Here is an 18639-nt window from a genome sequence, read left to right as displayed (position 1 = left end):
CCGTTCGCGCCTTGAACCGGTTCACAGCCGTTAGAAATCCAGGCTGGCGCCGAGGTACGGGCCATCAGCCAGTACGTTGTCGCGGTGGCCGTCCTTCCCTGCCATCTCGATATAACGATAACCGGCGGTCACCGACAATGGACGGAAAACGTTCCAACGCACGCCGGCATTGGCTTCGCTATATTTGTCCACGCCGCTGGAGAGCGAGTCCGGGGCATAATACCCTTCGCCAAACAGTGCGAAATGCTCGCCCAGCGGCAGCCGCAAGCCGCCGCCTACCGCGACCGCATAACCGTCATCACCGTCTTTTGGCCCAAGATACAGCGCCTTGCCACCGACCGTTGCCATCAGAGGCCCCAGCGGTAGGTTCAAGCCCAGCCCCAGCCCGGCGATATCGCCGTCATTGTCGCTGTGCGCCCAGTTGCCGCTGACCGCCAGTCCAGCCGAGGTGGTGCCAAAGCCCACGCCGAGATTGGTATAGTGTTCCCCCGCTTCGCCGGTAACGCTGATGGCATTGGCGGAGCCAGCCACAAGCAGCAAGCCTGCTGCACACGCGACTAAAGTCTTTTTCATTGTGTCCTCTTCGTCATTTTTTCATCATCAATGATGTATTAACCTGGTTTGTTGCGCTGGAGAGTGTAACCGAACGGCGGCGCCAGATGTTCGGCAGCAGGTCAAAAAATCTCTCAATCTTTCAGCAAATTGTAAATAAGTGATCCATTTCTGAACGTTATCACAACGATAACTACCGCCTATTTGCTGAGGCTGAATAATAGCGCTACAACTAATAATGACTTTGACAAAGGTCAGGGTGAGATTTTCCCTGCGCCATAGAATTGTGGACGTGAAGTCACCCGAGTATGAGCTGTCACACCTAAATGCAGTACCGTAAAGGAGCACATGATGAGCAAGAAAGGATTGACCACCGCTGCCGGCGCGCCGGTAGTAGATAACAATAATGTCATTACGGCAGGTAAACGCGGCCCGATGCTGCTTCAGGACGTCTGGTTCCTGGAAAAGCTGGCTCACTTTGATCGCGAAGTTATCCCGGAACGCCGCATGCACGCCAAGGGTTCTGGCGCTTACGGCACCTTCACCGTCACTCACGATATCAGCCAATACACACGCGCCAAGCTGTTCTCTGACGTTGGCAAAAAAACCGAGATGTTTGTTCGATTCTCCACCGTGGCCGGCGAACGCGGCGCAGCGGATGCCGAACGTGACATTCGCGGCTTTGCCATGAAATTTTACACCGAAGAAGGCAACTGGGATCTGGTCGGCAACGACACGCCGGTGTTTTATCTGCGCGATCCGCTGAAGTTCCCGGATCTCAACCACGTGGTCAAGCGCGATCCCCGCACCAACCTGCGCAATCCGGTGTACAAATGGGACTTCTTCTCGCACCTGCCGGAATCACTGCACCAGTTGACCATCGACTTCAGCGATCGCGGCATTCCCAAATCCTATCGCCATATGCACGGCTTTGGCAGCCATACCTATAGCTTTATCAACGCCGACAACCAGCGTTTCTGGGTAAAATTCCACTTCCGCTGCCAGCAGGGTATTGAAAACCTGATGGATGATGAAGCAGAAGCGATCATTGCCAAGGATCGCGAAAGCTCACAGCGCGATCTGTTCGACGCCATCGAACGCGGCGACTTCCCACGCTGGAATCTGCAGGTGCAGATCATGCCGGAACATCAGGCCTCGCAAACTCCTTATAACCCGTTCGATCTGACCAAAGTCTGGCCGCACGCCGACTTCCCGTTGATTGACGTCGGCTACTTCGAACTGAACCGCAACCCGGATAACTATTTCTCGGAAGTGGAGCAAGTGGCCATGAACCCGGCCAATGTGGTGCCCGGCGTCAGCTTCTCGCCGGACAAAATGTTGCAGGGACGTTTATTCTCTTATGGCGATGCGCACCGCTATCGCCTGGGCGTAAACCACCATCAGATCCCGGTAAATGGTGCCAAATGCCCGTTCCACAACTACCACCGCGATGGTGCGATGCGCGTGGACGGCAACAGCGGCAATGGCCCAACCTACGAGCCGAACAGTTTCGGTCTGTTCCAGGAGCAACCGGACTTTAGCGAACCACCATTAAGCATCGAGGGCGCCGCCGATCATTGGAATCATCGTGAAGATGATGATTACTACAGCCAACCGCGCGCGCTGTTCGAACTGCTGACGGAAGAAGAACACCAGCGTATGTTTAACCGCATCGCCGGTGAGCTGTCGCAGGTGCCGGAAGCGATCCAGCGCCGCCAGATAGCGCTGTTCACCAAGGTTCACCCGGCATACGGCGCCGGCGTCGCCAAGGCGTTGGGCATCCAGTAAGCGTCATCTTGGCAGGGGTGTCACACACCCCTGCGTTTCAAGGCGACGCTACTGCCGCACCGATTGCGCCGCCCACTCCTGTACCTGCCGTCGAGCCACCTTGATTCCGCCGTTTTTCAACGCTGCCGGCAAACGTAGCAACGCCACCGGCCGTTGGAAGTTGGCCAATCGCGCCTGCGACCAGGCCAGCAAGGCGTCCAGCGTCAGCTCTCCCTCCGCCTCGACCACCGCCACCGGCCGCTGGCCGAATTCGGCATCGTCGACCGGTACCACAAACACCTGTGAAATCTGCGGGTGCTCGGCAAATATCCGCTCCAGGTCTTCGGGTTGTACGCCTTCGCCACCGCAAAAGAACAGATTGTCCAAGCGGCCAAGGATACGCAGTTCGCCCTGTTCCATCACCCCGCGATCGCGCGTATGAAACCAGCCTTGCCGGTCAACCAGTGGGTGCAGCGCACCGTTGCGCCAATAGCCCAATGCCAGGCTTTGCGCGCGGATCCACACTTCGCCCTCTACCAGCCTGATCTCACGCCCGATGAGCGGCAGACCGACGCCCGGCAGCGCATCGGCGCGCTTGGCGCACACGGTCGACGCCAGTTCCGTCAGGCCGTAGCCACACCAACAGCGAATGCCCGCCGCTTCGGCCTGTTCGGTCAGCGGCACCGGGATCATCGCACCGCCAAGCAGCACTTCCTTTAGCGAATGCGTTGTCTGCGACTGGCTGAGCAAACGCCAAAGCTGCGTGGGCACCAGCGACGCATGGCTACAACCGTCCAACGCCTCGCTCAACGGCTGCATATTGCGTACCGCCAACCGTGCGCCTACCGCCAGCCAGCGCCAGACAATGCCCTGGCCGGAAACGTGGAACAGCGGCAGTGAAAGCAGCCAGCAGTCCTGCGGTTGAAAGTCCATCAGCTGCAATACGCCGGCGGCGCTGGCCAAATGGCCGGCAAAGCTGTGCGCTGCGGCTTTGGGCATACCGCTGGAACCGGACGTCAGCGTCAGGGTCGCCAAACGCTGGCTGTCCCAGTGCAGGATTGTCGGCAGCCGTTGGCGGGTAGCCGGCGGCGTCAGCGTCTTTATCCCCGCAGGCAGTGCCGGCAGCCCCTCCGGGCCGAAGGCAAACTGCACGTCCAGTTGCGGCAATAATACGTTAAGCAGCGGCGTTGGCAGGGCCGGATTGAGCGGCAGCAACCGCGCGCCGCATTGCAGTAACGCCAGATAGGCCAGTAATAGCGGATAGCCGTTTTTGCCGCACAGCGCTACGCCGCAGCCGGGCATTACCCCCTGAAACTGGAAATCCGCTGCCAGCGCATCAATGCGCGATTGCAGCGCCTGCCAGCTGACGCTTTGCCTGCCGACAATCAGCGCCGTGTCCTGTGCACGCTGGGCGGCCCAGTGACGCCAGGGCCAGTCGCTCAACGGCGCCATAGGCACTCCAATGTATCGACGTCCAGCAGCGGCAAATCACTTCCCGGCCAGGCACGCAGCAACTGCGCCTGCATCAGGTTCAGCGTATCGAGCCCCGGCACGGTATCCGGCGTCAGCCAATGCGCGATGCGCGCCAATTGGCTTAGACCCAGGCTGGACTCGATGCTGGAACTGATCACCGCGGTTAATCCGGCCTGCTGCGCCTGCCGCACCAGTTGCCGGCAGCGCGTCAGACTACCGGTCAGCATCGGTTTTATTACGATGGCCGCCACGCCCGGCTCGGCCCGTACCGCAAACCCCGGCTCGCGCACGCTTTCGTCCCAGGCAATGGCGATGCCGGTTTCCTCGGCGAAGGCGCGTGATTCATCGGGAGTTTTGCAGGGTTCTTCGAGAAAGGCGATGCGATCGCGCCACGCCGGATTAACGTACCTGGCAAAACCGTCGGCTTTGGCACGCGTCCAACTGCGGTTGGCGTCCAGCCGCAAACGCAGATCGGGCAACGCCTCCAGCAGCACATTGACTATCATGCCATCGCGCACCGCTTCATACAGCCCGACCTTGATCTTGGCGATCTTGTCACCCGGCAGCGCATCGAGTAGTGCAAACAGCGCGTCCGGATCGCCGGTACACAGTGGCGCAGTACGATAGTCCGCCGCCAACGGCAGGCGTTGATCCAGCTCCGCCAGCGCGCAGCTGATGCCAAACGCCACCGACGGCAGCGCATCCTCATCCGGCTGCGCCCCGGCCAGCCAGTGCGTTAACCATGCCTGCGTCGCCTGCTGCGCCTGATCCAGCGTTTCGCTGCTGAACTCAGGCAGCGGCGCAATTTCGCCCCAACCGTGCCGTTCGCCCTGTTGCAGATGTACCAGCAAGCCGTCGCGCGTTTTCAACCGCTGGTGGCGCAGCACTACGCCCGCCTCCATTGGCAGGCTGTAGCGATAGACGGCGGCGTTACGCAGTGAGGCCGTCATTACGGATTACGCTTGAATTTACTGAAGTCAGGCTGGCGTTTTTCGTTAAACGCATTGCGCCCTTCCTGGCCTTCATCGGTCATGTAGAACAGCATGGTGGCGTTGCCGGCCAGTTCTTGCAGTCCCGCCTGGCCGTCGCAGTCGGCGTTCAGCGCCGCCTTCAGGCAACGCAGCGCCATCGGGCTGTTTTGCAGCATTTCACGGCACCAGCGCACGGTCTCTTTTTCCAGTTCCGCCAACGGCACCACGGTGTTGACCAGCCCCATGTCCAGCGCGGCGGCGGCGTCGTATTGACGGCACAGGAACCAGATTTCACGCGCTTTCTTCTGGCCGACGATGCGCGCCATATAAGACGCCCCCCAGCCACCGTCAAACGAACCGACTTTCGGTCCGGTTTGGCCAAAGATGGCGTTGTCGGCGGCAATGGTCAGGTCGCACATCATATGCAGCACGTGGCCACCACCGATCGAATAGCCAGCCACCATCGCCACGACAGGTTTCGGACAGGTGCGAATCTGGCGTTGGAAATCCAGGACGTTGAGGTGATGTACACCGCTGGCATCTTTATAACCGCCGTAATCGCCGCGAACTTTCTGATCGCCACCGGAACAGAAAGCCTTATCGCCAGCGCCGGTCAGGATAATGGTGCCAATGCCATCGTCGTAACGCGCATTGCTCAGCGCATCGATCATCTCTTTTACCGTTTGCGGGCGGAAAGCATTGCGCACCTGCGGGCGGTTAATAGTGATTTTGGCAATGCCGTCGGCGGATTTGTGATACAGGATATCGTCGAAATCACCGCTGCAGTCTTGCCAGTCAATGGCCGCGTAAAGCTGTTGTTCTGTCGGATAAAGCATGTTCGGTTCCTTAACCTGGGTTAACGAGAAAATCATAAAGCTGTTCGGCAAAATGTTGCGGGTTGGCCAGATGCGCGTTGTGGCCGGCGTGTTCAATGACGCGTAACGGCAAACCGGCATCGCACGTCAACCGTTGGAATTTGCCATCGTCGGCACCGCACAACACGCATAATGGCAGGGTCAACTGCCGTAACAGCGGGACAAGATAAGGCTGACGACCAAGCGAAGTCGCTTCCAGCATCGCCGCCACCGCCGGGCCGTGGTTTGCCGCACGCGCGTCGATCAGCGACGCGCGGTGCACCTCGCTCATTTCCCGAAACACCGGCTGTTGATACCAATCGGCCAGCACCTGTCTGATCGGTTGATGGCGAAAGCGTGCAGCCCAGTCGGCATCATGCGCCCGACGCTGGTCGCGCAGCGCCGGATCGGCCAGCCCCGGATTGCCGCCTTCGATCACTACGCCCTGCAAACCATGGCTAGCGCCGAGACAGGCGTGGTACATGGCAATACGGCCGCCAAGCGAGTAGCCCACCAGCCAGTATCGTTCAATGCCGTGCCGTTGCAGGGTGGCGACGATCTGCCGGCTGACATCGGCAAAGTCATCACAACGCTGCGTAACCGACTCGCCATGGCCGGGCAGATCAATCGCCAGCGACGGCCATTGCGGGCAACGCGAAGCAATTACCCGCCATTCGTTATTATTGCCAAGCAGGCCATGCAACCACACCAGCCAGGGCCGATCGCCGCTGCCCTGCTGCAATACGCGCGCGGCCAGCATCAGCACGCCGCCATTTGCTGAACCAGCTGTTGCAACGTTTCCGCGCCGTCGGCCGGCGGCACCTGCAATTCAATCAAGGTAGCCCCGCTGTGGCGCCAGCCCTGCTCGACCGCCTGTTGCAGCTGGCCCCAGTTTTCCGCCAGCGCATAATTGAGCTGGAACATCGCCGCCGCATGGCTGAACTCCAGATTCTGCGGCATACAGTAATAGCGGTTGCGTTCGGCTTCCGGCGTCGGCAACAGCGAGAAGATTTGCCCGCCGTTATTATTCACCACGATCAGCACCGTCGGCGCCGAACACTGGCGCAACAGCGCCAGCGAATTCAGATCGTACAGCGCCGACAGATCGCCGACGATAGCCAGCATCGGTTTGGCGGTAGCGCGCTGGACGCCGGCGGCGGTAGCAATCAGCCCATCAATGCCGCTGGCGCCGCGATTGCCGAACACCGGATAACCGGGCGGCAACTGGCTCAGCGCGTCGACCAGCCGTACAATCAGGCTATTGCCGAGAAATAGCAGGCCGTTTTCCGCCAGCAGTTCCGGCAGGCGGTGTGCTACCTGCGCCTCTCCGAACCGGTTCACCAGATAGCCGGCGGCTGCATCGAGCGCGTCGTCTGCCAGCGCCGCCAGCTCTCCGGCCCATGGCGAGCGCGGCTGTGCCGGGTGCAGATCCAGCCATTCGCCTACCCTGGCACGAATGCGACGGCCGCGGTGATGTGCCGGGTCGCGTCGGCCGAGCAAATCGTCAATCAGCCAGTACTCCTCCGGCCGGCACTGCTCTTGCCACTGCAACAGGCGTTTGCCGGTCAGGCTGCTGCCAAACTGAATCACCAGTTGGGCGTTGTCCAACAGATGCTGCGCCTGCGGCTGTGCCAACCACAGGTCGGCGCACGGCAGCGGTTGGCCGGTCTGAGACAATACGTCGCCGATCAACGGCCAGCCCAGCATGCCGGCCCATTCTGCCAGTTGCAGCCCCTCTTCAGCGCTCATGCGCCCGGCCACCACCACACCGCGTTTCTGCCGCCAGAAGAACCAGTCTGGCTGCTTTTGTGGTTGATGCAGATCACGTTGGCGCAGCCACGGGTGGCTGTCATGCCACCATTCGCCCAGCGCATCCGACCAGTCGGCATATTGCCGCTGGTCACCGCCGTACAGCGGCTCGGCAAACGGACAGTTGATGTGCAACGCGCCATGCAGCAACTGCGCCATGGCGCTGTCGACGGTGGAAACCAGCCAACTGGCGGGAATATCCGGCGTCGGACGCGGCAGCTCGATGCTCTGCGCCGGATGGCTGGCATACAAACCGTTTTGTCGGATCGCCTGATTGGCACCGCAGTCGATCAGTTCGGGTGGACGATCGGCGGTCAAAAATACCAGCCGTTCGCCGGTCAACCCGGCTTCTATCAGCGCAGGATAAAGGTTGGCCGCCGCGGTACCCGAAGTGACGATTGCCGCCACCGGCTCACCGGTGGCTTTTGCCAGGCCGAGCGCCAAATGGCCCAGCCCGCGTTCATCAAAATGCGTGTGGCAAATAAAAGACTTATTCGCGGCCGCCGCCAGCGTCAACGGCGTTGAGCGCGATCCCGGGGCGATACAGACGTGCCGCACCCCGTGGCGAGCCAGCGCTTCCAACAACAACGCCGCCCAGCGGCGATTAAAAACACTTGTCGACATAGTTCGCTCACACGTCAAAAAAGAGGCTCGGCTTTGGCAACGTTAAACCATGCCGCTTCACCGAAGTTATTAGCCTGAATTATATAAGTAGTTATCAAGGTAACTATTGCGCCAGCGCAAGAACGCCGTTTATCTCTGTAGAGCGATAAATGCACGTTACCGCTGCCGATCAATTTCAGCGTAAACAATAGTTTGTTTTTAAACAAAAAATAAACAAGATAGGCTCATTTATATTACAAAATAGTAAAGTAAATTAACACGGGCGTGATCATGGCGACTGCGCTCATCCCAGACTTTCAGGCTGCAACAGCGAACGCAGGCTCGCGGCCTTGTTTTCGATTTCCAACCACTCTTCGGCAGGATCCGACCCGCTGACAATGCCCGCGCCGGCGTACAATTGCAGCTGATGGTGATCTATTTGACAGGAGCGCAACGCCACGCAGAATTCTGACTGCGCCAAGGAGAGATAGCCGGCCGATCCGGCGTACCAGCCACGGGAAACAGGCTCATGCGCCACGATAAACGCGCGCGCCGCCTGGCGCGGCAAACCGGCGACCGCCGCCGTAGGCTGTAAACGCGTCAAGCAGTCGGCATCGTCCGCCGCATGCAGTTGCCCTTCAATACGCCGCCGTAAATGCTGCACCTTGCGCAAGCGCACCACGTCCGGCGGCAGTACGTCTACCGCCCGGGCGCCGCCTTGCAGGCGCTGGCAAATATCGTCAACCACCAGCAGGTTTTCATGCTGATTTTTGGCATCGCCCAATAACCACTGAGCCAGCAGACTGGCCTGCTGGTCGTCCTGATGACTGGCAACGGTACCGGCCAGCGCTTCGGTCAGCAACCGCACCCCACGCCGCAGGTACAGTCGCTCCGGGCTGGATCCCAAAAACGCCGAATCGGCGGCAAAGCGCATCATGAAATGGTAGCAGTGGTGATTGACCTGGCGACTGGCGGCCATCAGCGCCGGTGCCGACAACGGCTGTGCCAGCGTCAGACGGGTATTGCGTGCCAACACCACTTTGTCCATTTGCTGGCGTTCAACGGCGTTCAATGCCTGTTGCAGCATGCTTTCCCAACCGCTGAAGTCCGGCCGGTGACATGCCTCCTGCACCTCAACCTGCAATGGCATAATGGGCAATGCCGCCCGTAGCGACGTCAACACCGTGATGGCCGCCTGCGCGTCCTGGTCCAACGCCACATCAGAAAACAGGTTCAACGTCAGTTCGGTACGGTTGTCGCGGGTCAGAATTTCCAGTCGTGGTAAAACCAGCATGGCGCTGGCGTCAAAACCATTCAGCCCCCACAGCCGCGCCTGCGGATGACGCTGCAAAAACGCCTGCGCCGTTATCGGGTCGGTAAATTGGCGCAGCGCGCCGCACACGGCCGCTTCTTCATGTTGTTCACGATGACGCCAGTAAAATTGTGGAAAGCACGGCTGTGCCGCCAGCCACTCCAGCAGGCTACCACTCAGCCGTTGTGGAACAGGTAAGGAAAATTGCCGAAAACCGGGCTCTGAGGGCAAATTCTGTTCAAGCTGCTGACGTAACCGCCGCAGCAACGCTGAAAGTTGTTCCACCATTACCTCATTAACCAAACGCAATGTAAGGAATTATACGGTAAATCCCTCCGCGCGGGCGGAAAAATCCTGATTGCCAGTGCGTTCCCTCCTGACGCAATTGATTATAAAATCTAAAGTTTTAGCGCAAAAAAACACCAGATCGGTATTCTGCGACTATACTGAATTGGCATGTTCCTGCCCGCAGCGAGCTCTCACCAGATCTTACTGGTGCTGAAATCAGGATGCTCGCTCTCTCCCAGCGGCGATCACCGGCTGTCCTTTGGGTCAGATGTAAGGAGCTTTTGTGTGAAAGAAAAACTAATCAATTGGTTAAATAATCGACAAAAAGGTAAAAGACGTCAATTCTCCGTGAGTCGGCCCCCCACGGCAGCGCCGAACAACCACGCCGGCAATATCAAGGCAGAACTGTTTTCCGTCGATCAAATGGAGCGTTACGGCCAGCGACTGGCGCGTTCGCACAAGCTGGCGACGCGCAAGTCCCCCTACTATCTGTTGAAACGGCTGGACGATAACGAGCGGGTACTGGCCGAGAGCTGCCACCAGCTCAGCAACGGCAAAAAGACCAGTATGACCCCGGCCGGTGAATGGTTGCTGGATAACTATTATCTGATCGAAGAGCAGATCCGCGTGGTACGCCATCATTTGCCAAAAAACTTTGGTCGTGGGCTGCCACAGTTAGCCGCACCACACTACTGCCCGCGGATTTATGATGTCGCCACCGAGGCTATCGCCCACGGCGACGGGCGGTGGGACGCAGAAACCCTGACGCGTTATATCGCCGCTTATCAAAAAGAAGCCAATCTGACGCTTGGCGAGCTGTGGGCGCTGCCGGGCATGTTGCGTCTAGCATTGATTGAGAATCTGCGCCGCGTCGCGGTTGAAGTGGCACAGGCGCAGCAGGAACGTAACCTGGCCGACAGTTGGGTAAATAAAATGCAGGAAGCGGCGGAAAACGATCCCGCCAACCTGATCGTGGTGATCGCCGATATGGCACGCTCCAACCCGCCTCGCACCAGCGCCTTTGTGGCTGAACTGGTGCGACGCCTGCAAGGCCACGGCACCATGCTGGCGCTGCCGTTGACCTGGGTTGAACAGCGTCTGGCGGAAGTCAGCCTGACCTCCGATGAATTGATCCACCGTTTCAACCAGCAACTGGCGGTCAGTCAGCTGTCGGTCAGCAACAGTATTTCGGGACTGCGTCAACTGAGCGAAATGGACTGGGCCGAATTTGTTGAAACCATGAGCCAGGTCGATCAAACCCTGCGCCAAGATCCGGCCGGCGTCTATCCGATCATGCATTTTGACACCCGCGACCAGTACCGCCACGTGATTGAAATGCTGGCGCGGCATTGCGCGCACACTGAAGTAGAAGTGGCACGGCATGTATTGAACATGGCGCAAGTCGCGGCTGAAGACCCCACCAGCGATCCGCGCAGTCACCATATCGGCTATTTCCTGATTGACGACGGCAGGCCAGAACTGGAACAACAACTCGAGGTACGTCTCGGCCGCATTACCCGTCTGCGCCACGCGCTGAACCAGGCGCCGCTCCTATCCTGGCTCGGCAGTCTGAGCCTGCTGACCACCGCCTGCTGCGCCGTGCTGTTACGACACAGCCATAACAGCGGCGTCGGTTGGCTGGGGCTGACGTTGCTGCTGGTGCCGTTGGCCATCGTCATCAGTCAGTTTGTACTGAACGTGCTGAGCGAGGTAACCACCCGCAGTCGAGCGCCGCAACCGCTGCCGAGGCTCGACTTTTCCTGCGGTATCCCTGCCGAGTTCCGCACGCTGGTGGTCATTCCGACGCTGATCGGCAGCAAAGACGCCATTGACAAGTTGGTCAACGCCCTCGAGGTCTGTTATCTGGGCAACGCGATGAAGCATCTGCACTTTGCCTTGCTCACCGACTTTCACGATCACCAGCAGGCCCGACACCCGCAAGACGAGCAGTTGCTGAATTATGCGCGCCAACAGATAACCGCCTTGAACGCCCGCTATGCCAACGAAGGTCCGAGTCATTTCTTTTTATTCCACCGCGATCGCCAATGGAATCAGCAGCAGGGCGTGTGGATGGGCTATGAACGCAAACGCGGCAAATTGAACGCGCTGAATGACTGGCTGCGCAACCGCGACAATGCGTTCAGCGTGCAGATAGGCGAAGGCAAAGAGGTGCTGAAAAACGTCAAGTACGTGATTACCCTCGACAGCGACACCGTTATGCCGCGCGACTGCGCGCACCAGTTGATCGCCGCCATGGCGCACCCGCTCAACCAGCCGCAGTATGACGTCAGCCAGCAGCGGGTGGTGGAGGGCTACGCCATTCTGCAACCACGCATGGCAGAGGAGATCCCCCGTTACGGTCAGGGACGGTATGCCGCGCTGTGCAGCAGCATCCCCGGCAACGATCCTTACACCCTGATGGCGTCAGATATCTATCAGGATCTGTTCGGTGAAGGCTCGTTCGTCGGCAAGGGCATTTATGACGTCGATGTGTTTTCCCACAGCCTGAAAGGCACCTGTCCAGAAAACCTGGTGCTAAGCCACGACCTGCTCGAGGGATGCTACGCCCGCTCCGGCCTGCTAAGCGATGTGCTGCTGTATGAGCAGTATCCAAGCAACTACCTGGTCGACGTCGCACGACGCTCGCGCTGGATCCGCGGCGACTGGCAATTAGTCAACTGGCTACTGCCGCGCGTCGCCACCGAAGGCGGTACGCGGGTCGCCAATCCGCTTAGCGCGCTGTCGCGCTGGAAGCTGTTCGACAACCTGCGCCGCAGCCTGGTGGCACCCAGCCTGCTGATTTTGCTGTTCTGCGGCTTTGTCTGGCTGCCGGACACCCGCTACTGGCTGGCGGTATTTTTGCTGATTCTACTGTTGCCGACCGCATTGGCGCTGTTACAGGACGTCATGCGTAAACCGGCACGCCGACCGATGCTGCAACATGGGCGCCTGGCATTGCAAGGTGCGCTACGCCGGCTGTCGCAGGTCGGCTTGCGCCTGGCGACGCTACCGCATGAAACCGCCTACAGCCTGCAGGCCATTGGCATCACCCTGTGGCGCTTGCTGGTCAGCCGGCGCAAGCTGCAGGAGTGGACCAGTTTTGACCAGACGCAGACCCGATTGCGGGTTACCTGGGAGAACGTCTACCGCACCATGTGGTTCAACCCGTTCGCCGGGCTGCTGCTGTTGACGCTCAGCACGCTGTATAACCCGATGGCGCTGCTGATTAGCGTACCGTTCGCCGCACTGTGGCTGGCGGCACCCTACCTGCTGTATTTCCTCAGTCAAACGCCGCAGCGCAGCAAAACCGCGCTGGATCCGCAACAGCGCCGTTTCCTGCGCCGCACCAGCCGTGAAACCTGGGCGTTTTTCGCCACCTTTGTCAATCAACAGGAAAACTGGCTACCGCCGGACAATTTTCAGGAAACACCAGAGCCGGTGGTGGCGCACCGCACCTCTCCAACCAATATCGGCCTGTCGCTGCTGGCCAACCTGACCGCCTATGACTTCGGCTATCTGACGCTGAGCGCCGCGCTGCAACGCACCGAACTGACGTTGAACACGCTGGATCGCATGGAGCATTATCGCGGTCATCTCTACAACTGGTATGACACCCGCACGCTGGAACCCTTGAACCCGCGCTATGTGTCGAGCGTCGACAGCGGCAACCTGGCGGGCCATTTGCTGACGCTGAGCGCCGGACTGCCGGCATTGATGCACCAGCCGGTCATCGATCCACAGCGCGTGTTGAACGGGCTGGAGGACACGCTCGAACTGCTGGAGTTGCAATGGGCCGACGCGGCGCCGAAGGCGTTGCATAAACTGCGTAAACATTGGCAACAGGCGCACCATGCCCACCCCGCCGCGCTGTTCGGCGAACTGAATGCGATGCGTCATGCCTGCAACAGTTTGCAGGAAGCGGCGCTGGGCCATGACGAAGACACCCGGCGCTGGGCCGGCGCGCTGCATCAGCAGCTTAACGATCTGTGCAGCGAATGGGCGCAGTGGTTCAGTTGGCTGAGCGACAGCATGCCAGAACTGGAGCAGCTCCCCAGTCTGCACTGGCTGGCCAACCCGCCACGGCAGTTAACCCTGTCAGCGGAACAGCAAACCCAGTTGGCGACCGCCAGCGCATTGGCCAGCCAGCGGCTGAGTCAATTGCTGCAGTTGCAGCAGCGGTTGGAACAGATGGCGCAGATGGACTTCCATTTCCTGTACGACACCGCCACGCACTTGCTGACCGTCGGATTCAATTGCGATCTCAATCGCGCCGACAGCGGCAAATACGATCTGTTGGCGTCGGAGATCCGTCTGACCAATTACGTTGCCATCGCCACCAATCAGTTGCCACAGCGCAGCTGGTTTGCCCTGGGGCGCCTGTTCACGCTGATCGACAACGAACCGGCGCTGATGTCGTGGAGCGGATCGATGTTCGAATACCTGATGCCGCAGTTGGTGATGCCAGCCTATCCCGACACCCTGCTGGTACAAATGTGTCGCACCGCGGTAGAACGGCAAATCGCCTGGGGCAAGGAGCGTGGCGTACCCTGGGGCATTTCCGAATCGGGCTATTTTGGCTTTGACGCCCAGCAAAACTATCAGTATCACGCCTTTGGCGTTCCGGGACTCGGCCTGCGGCGTGGTTTGGGCGACGATATGGTGATTGCGCCCTATGCCACCCTGATGGCGTTGATCGTCGATCCCGACAGCGCTTGCAACAACCTGCTGACGCTGGAAAAGAACGGTGCCAAAGGGCGTTACGGCTTTTACGAAGCGCTCGATTACACCACCTCGCGCCTGAGTCGCGGTCAGCTGTACGTGATTATTCGTTCTTATATGGCGCACCATCAGGGAATGGGGTTGCTGGCGTTGTCACACCTGCTGCTGGACGCGCCCATGGTGCAACGTTTCGCGCAGTATCCTGCCTTCCAGGCCACCCGTTTGCTGTTGCAAGAGCGGGTGCCGGACGCCGTCGAGCTGTACAGTACCCGCCGACACTTTGAAACTCACGAGGGAACGCTCAAACCGGCCAGTTTTAGCGCGCGCGAATTCAGCCGTGTCGACTCGCCGATCCCCGAAGTGCAGCTGTTGTCCAACGCCAACTATCATCTGATGCTGACACAGGCCGGCGGCAGCTACAGCCGCTGGCAAAATCTGGCACTGACCCGCTGGCGCGAAGACGGCACGCGCGATAACTGGGGCGCCTTCTGCTACCTGCGTGACACCCAAAGCGGCGAAGTCTGGAGCAATACCTGGCAACCGATCGGCGGCGCGGCAAAAAACTATCGCGCGGTATTCAACGACGCCGGGGCAGAGTTTCAGCGCAGCCAGGGTTCCTTGCAGATTAAAACGCAAGTGGTGGTGTCACCGGAAGATGACATCGAACTGCGTCGTCTGACGCTGATCAACCGCGGTAAGCAGACGCGCACGCTGGAAGTCACCACCTATGCCGAGGTGGTATTGGCCCCGGCCAATAACGATTTGGCGCATCCGGCGTTCAGCAATCTGTTTGTGCAAACCGAACTGCTGCCGGAGCAGGAGGCTATCCTGTGCCACCGTCGCCCACGCGAGCCGAAAGACAAATCGCCGTGGCTGCTGCATATGATGACGGTACAGGGTCAAGGCAGCCAGACGTCGTTCGAAACCGACCGCGCCAAATTCCTTGGTCGCGGCCGTTCGCCGGCCAGCCCGCAGGTGATGCACCAGAGCGAACCGCTGAGCAACACCGCCGGCCCGGTGATCGACCCGATTATCGCCATCCGCCAGCGGGTGCAACTGGAACCGAACGTGCCGCTGACGCTGGATATTTTCTACGGTGTGTGTGAAGACCGCGCCGCCAGCCTGGCGATGCTGGAAAAATACCGCGACCGCCATCTGGCCGATCGTATCTTCGAGCTGGCCTGGTCACACAGCCAGGTGGTGCTGCGCCAGATCAATGCCAACGAAGAAGACGCCAATCTGTTCAATCGGCTGGCCAGCGCGGTGATCTTCCCGACGCAGGAAATGCGCGCCGCCAGCGGTGACATCATCAACAATCGGCGCGGGCAATCCGGCCTGTGGGGCCATTCGATCTCTGGCGATCTGCCTATCGTGCTGCTAACGGTAACCGACAGCGACAATATCGGTCTGGTGCAGCAATTGGTGCAGGCGCACAACTACTGGCGGCTGAAGGGGCTGCGGGTGGATCTGGTGATCCTCAACGAAGATGCCGGAGGTTATCGTCAGGAGCTGCAAAACCAGATAATGGGGTTGATCGCCGCCGGACTGGAGCCACAAACCGATAAACCGGGCGGCATTTTTGTACGTACCAGCGAGCATATGTCGCAAGAGGATCGCACCTTGCTGTTCAGCGTGGCGTGCGTGTATCTCGACGATCGTCGCGGCGGGTTGACCGAACAACTCAACCAGCGACTGCAAATGCCACAGACTTTGCAACAACCGCTGAGTCCCACTGATGCCTCCGCCACACTGACGCTGGAAGAGCAACCGCAACGTAATCTGCATACCCCGCAATTACCGTCGTTCAACGATTTGCAATTCTTTAACGGGCTCGGCGGCTTCTCGCAGGATGGCCGCGAATACCTGATCGCAATGAATGAAAGCAAGGTTACTCCGGCTCCCTGGTGCAATGTGATCGCCAACCCGATGTTTGGCACGGTGATTTCAGAAAGCGGCCAGGCGTATACCTGGTATGAAAATGCCCATGAATATCGATTGACGCCATGGGATAACGATCCGGTTGGCGATCGCAGCGGCGAAGCATTTTACCTGCGCGACGAAGAGAGCGGTCACCTGTGGTCGCCAACCCCCCTGCCCGCCGGCGGCCGCGGCCATTACCTGACGCGTCACGGCTTTGGCTACAGCGTGTTCGAACACCGTGAAACCGGCATCGACAGCCAGCTGAGCGTACTGGTGGCCAAGGATGCGCCGGTAAAACTGTTCCTGTTGACGCTGACCAACAATTCCGGCCGTACGCGCAAACTGTCCGCCACCGGCTATATGGAATGGGTGCTCGGCGACCTGCGGCAAAAATCCGCCATGCATCTGGTGACCCGCGGCCTCGAGCTGGAAAATGGCCTGGGGATCCTGGCCACCAACCACTACGGCAGCAGCGGTTCCGAGCGCACCGCCTTCTTCGGCGTCACCGGCGCGCACTGCTCGATTACCGGCGATCGGCGAGAATTTATCGGCCGTAACGGCTCGCTGGCCGATCCGGCGGTGCTGAAACTGCGCCGACTGTCCGGCAAGGTCGGTGCCGGGCTGGATCCGTGCGGCGCGGTACAGTCAGCGATCGGCCTGATCGACGGCGATCAGCGCAGCTTTGTGTTTGTGCTCGGGCTGGGGCAAAACGCCGACGAAGCGGACAGCCTGCTGCGCCGTTACCTGCATGAGGATGCGCTGCAAGAGCAGTTGCAACAGGTTCAGCAGCACTGGAGGCAGTTGCTGGGCAAAGTGCAGATCCACACCCCGCATCCGGCGGTCAACCTGCTGGCCAATGGCTGGTTGCTGTATCAGACCCTGTCATGCCGTATTCAGGCCCGCAGCGGCTATTACCAATCCGGCGGCGCATTCGGCTTCCGCGATCAGCTGCAAGATACGCTGGCGTTGAGCCATGCCATGCCGCAGCGCATGCGTGAACAGATTCTACTGTGCGCTTCGCGACAGTTTATCGAGGGTGACGTGCAGCACTGGTGGCACCCGCCACAGGGCAACGGGGTGCGCACCCGCTGTTCCGACGATTATCTGTGGTTGCCGCTGGCCATCTGCCATTATCTCGATACCACGCAAGACGATGACATTCTGGAAGAACAGATCGGTTATCTGCAGGCTCGCCAACTGGCGCCGGGCGAAGAGTCCGCGTATGAACAGCCGACCGCCAGCAGCGAAAAGGAAACGCTGTATCAACACGGCGCGCGGGCCTTGAAGCACGGCCTGACCTTTGGCGAGCACGGCCTGCCGCTGATGGGGGCCGGCGACTGGAACGACGGCATGAATATGGTCGGGCTGGAGGGACGCGGGGAAAGCGTCTGGCTGGGCTTCTTCCTGTTCCATATTTTGCAGCGCTACGGCAAGCTGGCGGAACGGCGCAACGATCGGCAACTGGCAACCCTGTGTCGTGAGCAGGCGGAAACGCTGAAGAAAAACCTGCACAGTCACGCCTGGGACGGTGAATGGTATCGCCGTGGCTATTTCGACAGCGGGGAACCGCTCGGTTCGCATTCAGCGAGCGAATGTAAAATCGATGCCATTGCCCAGAGCTGGTCGATCCTGTCGGGAGGCGGTGAGCCGACGCGCAGCCAGCAGGCGATGCAGTCACTCGACCGGCATCTGGTTGATACAGAGGCCGGGTTGATAAAACTGCTGACGCCGCCGTTCGACGGCAACGGACCCAACCCCGGCTACATTCGCGGTTACCTGCCAGGCGTGCGTGAAAACGGTGGCCAGTACACACACGGCGCGGTGTGGGCGGTGATGGCATTTGCCGAAATGGGCAACGTCGAACGCGCATGGGAACTGATGGCCCTGATTAACCCAATCAACCACAGTCTCGACAGCGCCGCCGCCGAACGTTACAAGGTAGAGCCATATGTGGTAACCGCCGACATTTATGCCGTCGAACCCCACGTCGGTCGCGGCGGTTGGAGCTGGTATACCGGCTCCGCCGGCTGGATGTACCGGCTGATCGTCGAATCATTGCTCGGTCTGAAACGCTGCGGCAATGCACTGAGCATCGACACGCGTCTGCCCGCCGACTGGCCCAGCGTGACCATTGATTATCGGGAAGGCAACGGTGAGTATCACATCACGCTAAGCCAGGGCGACGCTGAAACGCAGGTGATAGTCGACGGTGAGCGACAGCCCGATGCGACCATCCCGCTCAGCGACGATGGCGCACGCCATCAGGTGGAGGTCAAACTGGGCAGCGCGCAAAAAGGCGGGCAACGGCAAAGGACATAAACGGACAAAACCGCCATGGAAGGCGGTTTGAGGTTGATGACAACGTGGCCTG

General features: G+C 59.7%; 9 protein-coding genes. 2 read left to right on the top strand and 7 right to left on the bottom strand.

The window, feature by feature from the left end:
- Window positions 1–30 precede the first annotated feature (30 nt).
- The gene (locus AC2AXP_RS14955; RefSeq protein ID WP_004960609.1) at window positions 31–573 is read right to left on the bottom strand and encodes a YfaZ family outer membrane protein; all 543 of its coding nucleotides are present in this window, start codon (window positions 571–573) and stop codon (window positions 31–33) included.
- A 327-nt stretch (window positions 574–900) separates the two neighbouring features.
- On the opposite strand from AC2AXP_RS14955, the gene AC2AXP_RS14950 reads away from it, so the two are divergent.
- Window positions 901–2340, top strand: coding sequence for a catalase (locus AC2AXP_RS14950; RefSeq protein ID WP_088499746.1), 1440 nt, complete (start codon window positions 901–903; stop codon window positions 2338–2340).
- 48 nt (window positions 2341–2388) lie between these two features.
- On the opposite strand, the gene menE is transcribed toward AC2AXP_RS14950, so the two are convergent.
- From menE to menF, 6 genes are all read right to left on the bottom strand, one after another.
- On the bottom strand, window positions 2389–3771 hold the full coding sequence (gene menE / locus AC2AXP_RS14945; RefSeq protein WP_484381782.1) for an o-succinylbenzoate--CoA ligase: 1383 nt from the start codon (window positions 3769–3771) through the stop codon (window positions 2389–2391).
- Window positions 3759–4730 (bottom strand): o-succinylbenzoate synthase, encoded by a 972-nt coding sequence (gene menC / locus AC2AXP_RS14940; protein WP_088499927.1) that lies wholly within the window; start codon window positions 4728–4730, stop codon window positions 3759–3761. The genes menE and menC overlap by 13 nt, the downstream gene beginning before the upstream one ends.
- 11 nt (window positions 4731–4741) lie before the next feature.
- Window positions 4742–5599 carry a 1,4-dihydroxy-2-naphthoyl-CoA synthase gene (gene menB / locus AC2AXP_RS14935; protein ID WP_039991883.1) on the bottom strand — a complete coding sequence of 286 codons (858 nt, stop codon included), beginning with the start codon at window positions 5597–5599 and terminating at the stop codon, window positions 4742–4744.
- A gap of 10 nt (window positions 5600–5609) precedes the next feature.
- Entirely contained in the window at window positions 5610–6377 is a 768-nt protein-coding gene (gene menH / locus AC2AXP_RS14930) for a 2-succinyl-6-hydroxy-2,4-cyclohexadiene-1-carboxylate synthase (RefSeq protein ID WP_004960597.1), read from the bottom strand.
- Window positions 6377–8050: a 2-succinyl-5-enolpyruvyl-6-hydroxy-3-cyclohexene-1-carboxylic-acid synthase gene (menD, locus tag AC2AXP_RS14925; protein WP_484381781.1), complete on the bottom strand. Its 1674-nt coding sequence runs from the start codon at window positions 8048–8050 to the stop codon at window positions 6377–6379. The genes menH and menD overlap by 1 nt, the downstream gene beginning before the upstream one ends.
- A gap of 283 nt (window positions 8051–8333) precedes the next feature.
- Entirely contained in the window at window positions 8334–9629 is a 1296-nt protein-coding gene (gene menF / locus AC2AXP_RS14920; protein ID WP_004960589.1) for an isochorismate synthase MenF, read from the bottom strand.
- A gap of 348 nt (window positions 9630–9977) precedes the next feature.
- Here menF and AC2AXP_RS14915 point away from each other — a divergent pair, with 348 nt between their 5' ends.
- Entirely contained in the window at window positions 9978–18587 is an 8610-nt protein-coding gene (locus AC2AXP_RS14915) for a GH36-type glycosyl hydrolase domain-containing protein (RefSeq protein WP_371901895.1), read from the top strand.
- Window positions 18588–18639 lie beyond the last annotated feature (52 nt).

Source organism: Serratia sp. Sp408, assembly GCF_057180665.1.
Note: the sequence above shows the minus strand (reverse complement) of the source record. Positions and strands in the feature narration are given on the sequence as shown.

Coding starts and splice junctions, on each gene's coding strand:
- AC2AXP_RS14955 (WP_004960609.1), bottom strand. CDS start 573: ATGAAAAAGACTTTAGTCGCGTGTGCAGCAGGCTTGCTGCTTGTGGCT.
- AC2AXP_RS14950 (WP_088499746.1), top strand. CDS start 901: ATGATGAGCAAGAAAGGATTGACCACCGCTGCCGGCGCGCCGGTAGTA.
- menE (WP_484381782.1), bottom strand. CDS start 3,771: ATGGCGCCGTTGAGCGACTGGCCCTGGCGTCACTGGGCCGCCCAGCGT.
- menB (WP_039991883.1), bottom strand. CDS start 5,599: ATGCTTTATCCGACAGAACAACAGCTTTACGCGGCCATTGACTGGCAA.
- menH (WP_004960597.1), bottom strand. CDS start 6,377: ATGCTGGCCGCGCGCGTATTGCAGCAGGGCAGCGGCGATCGGCCCTGG.
- menD (WP_484381781.1), bottom strand. CDS start 8,050: ATGTCGACAAGTGTTTTTAATCGCCGCTGGGCGGCGTTGTTGTTGGAA.
- menF (WP_004960589.1), bottom strand. CDS start 9,629: ATGGTGGAACAACTTTCAGCGTTGCTGCGGCGGTTACGTCAGCAGCTT.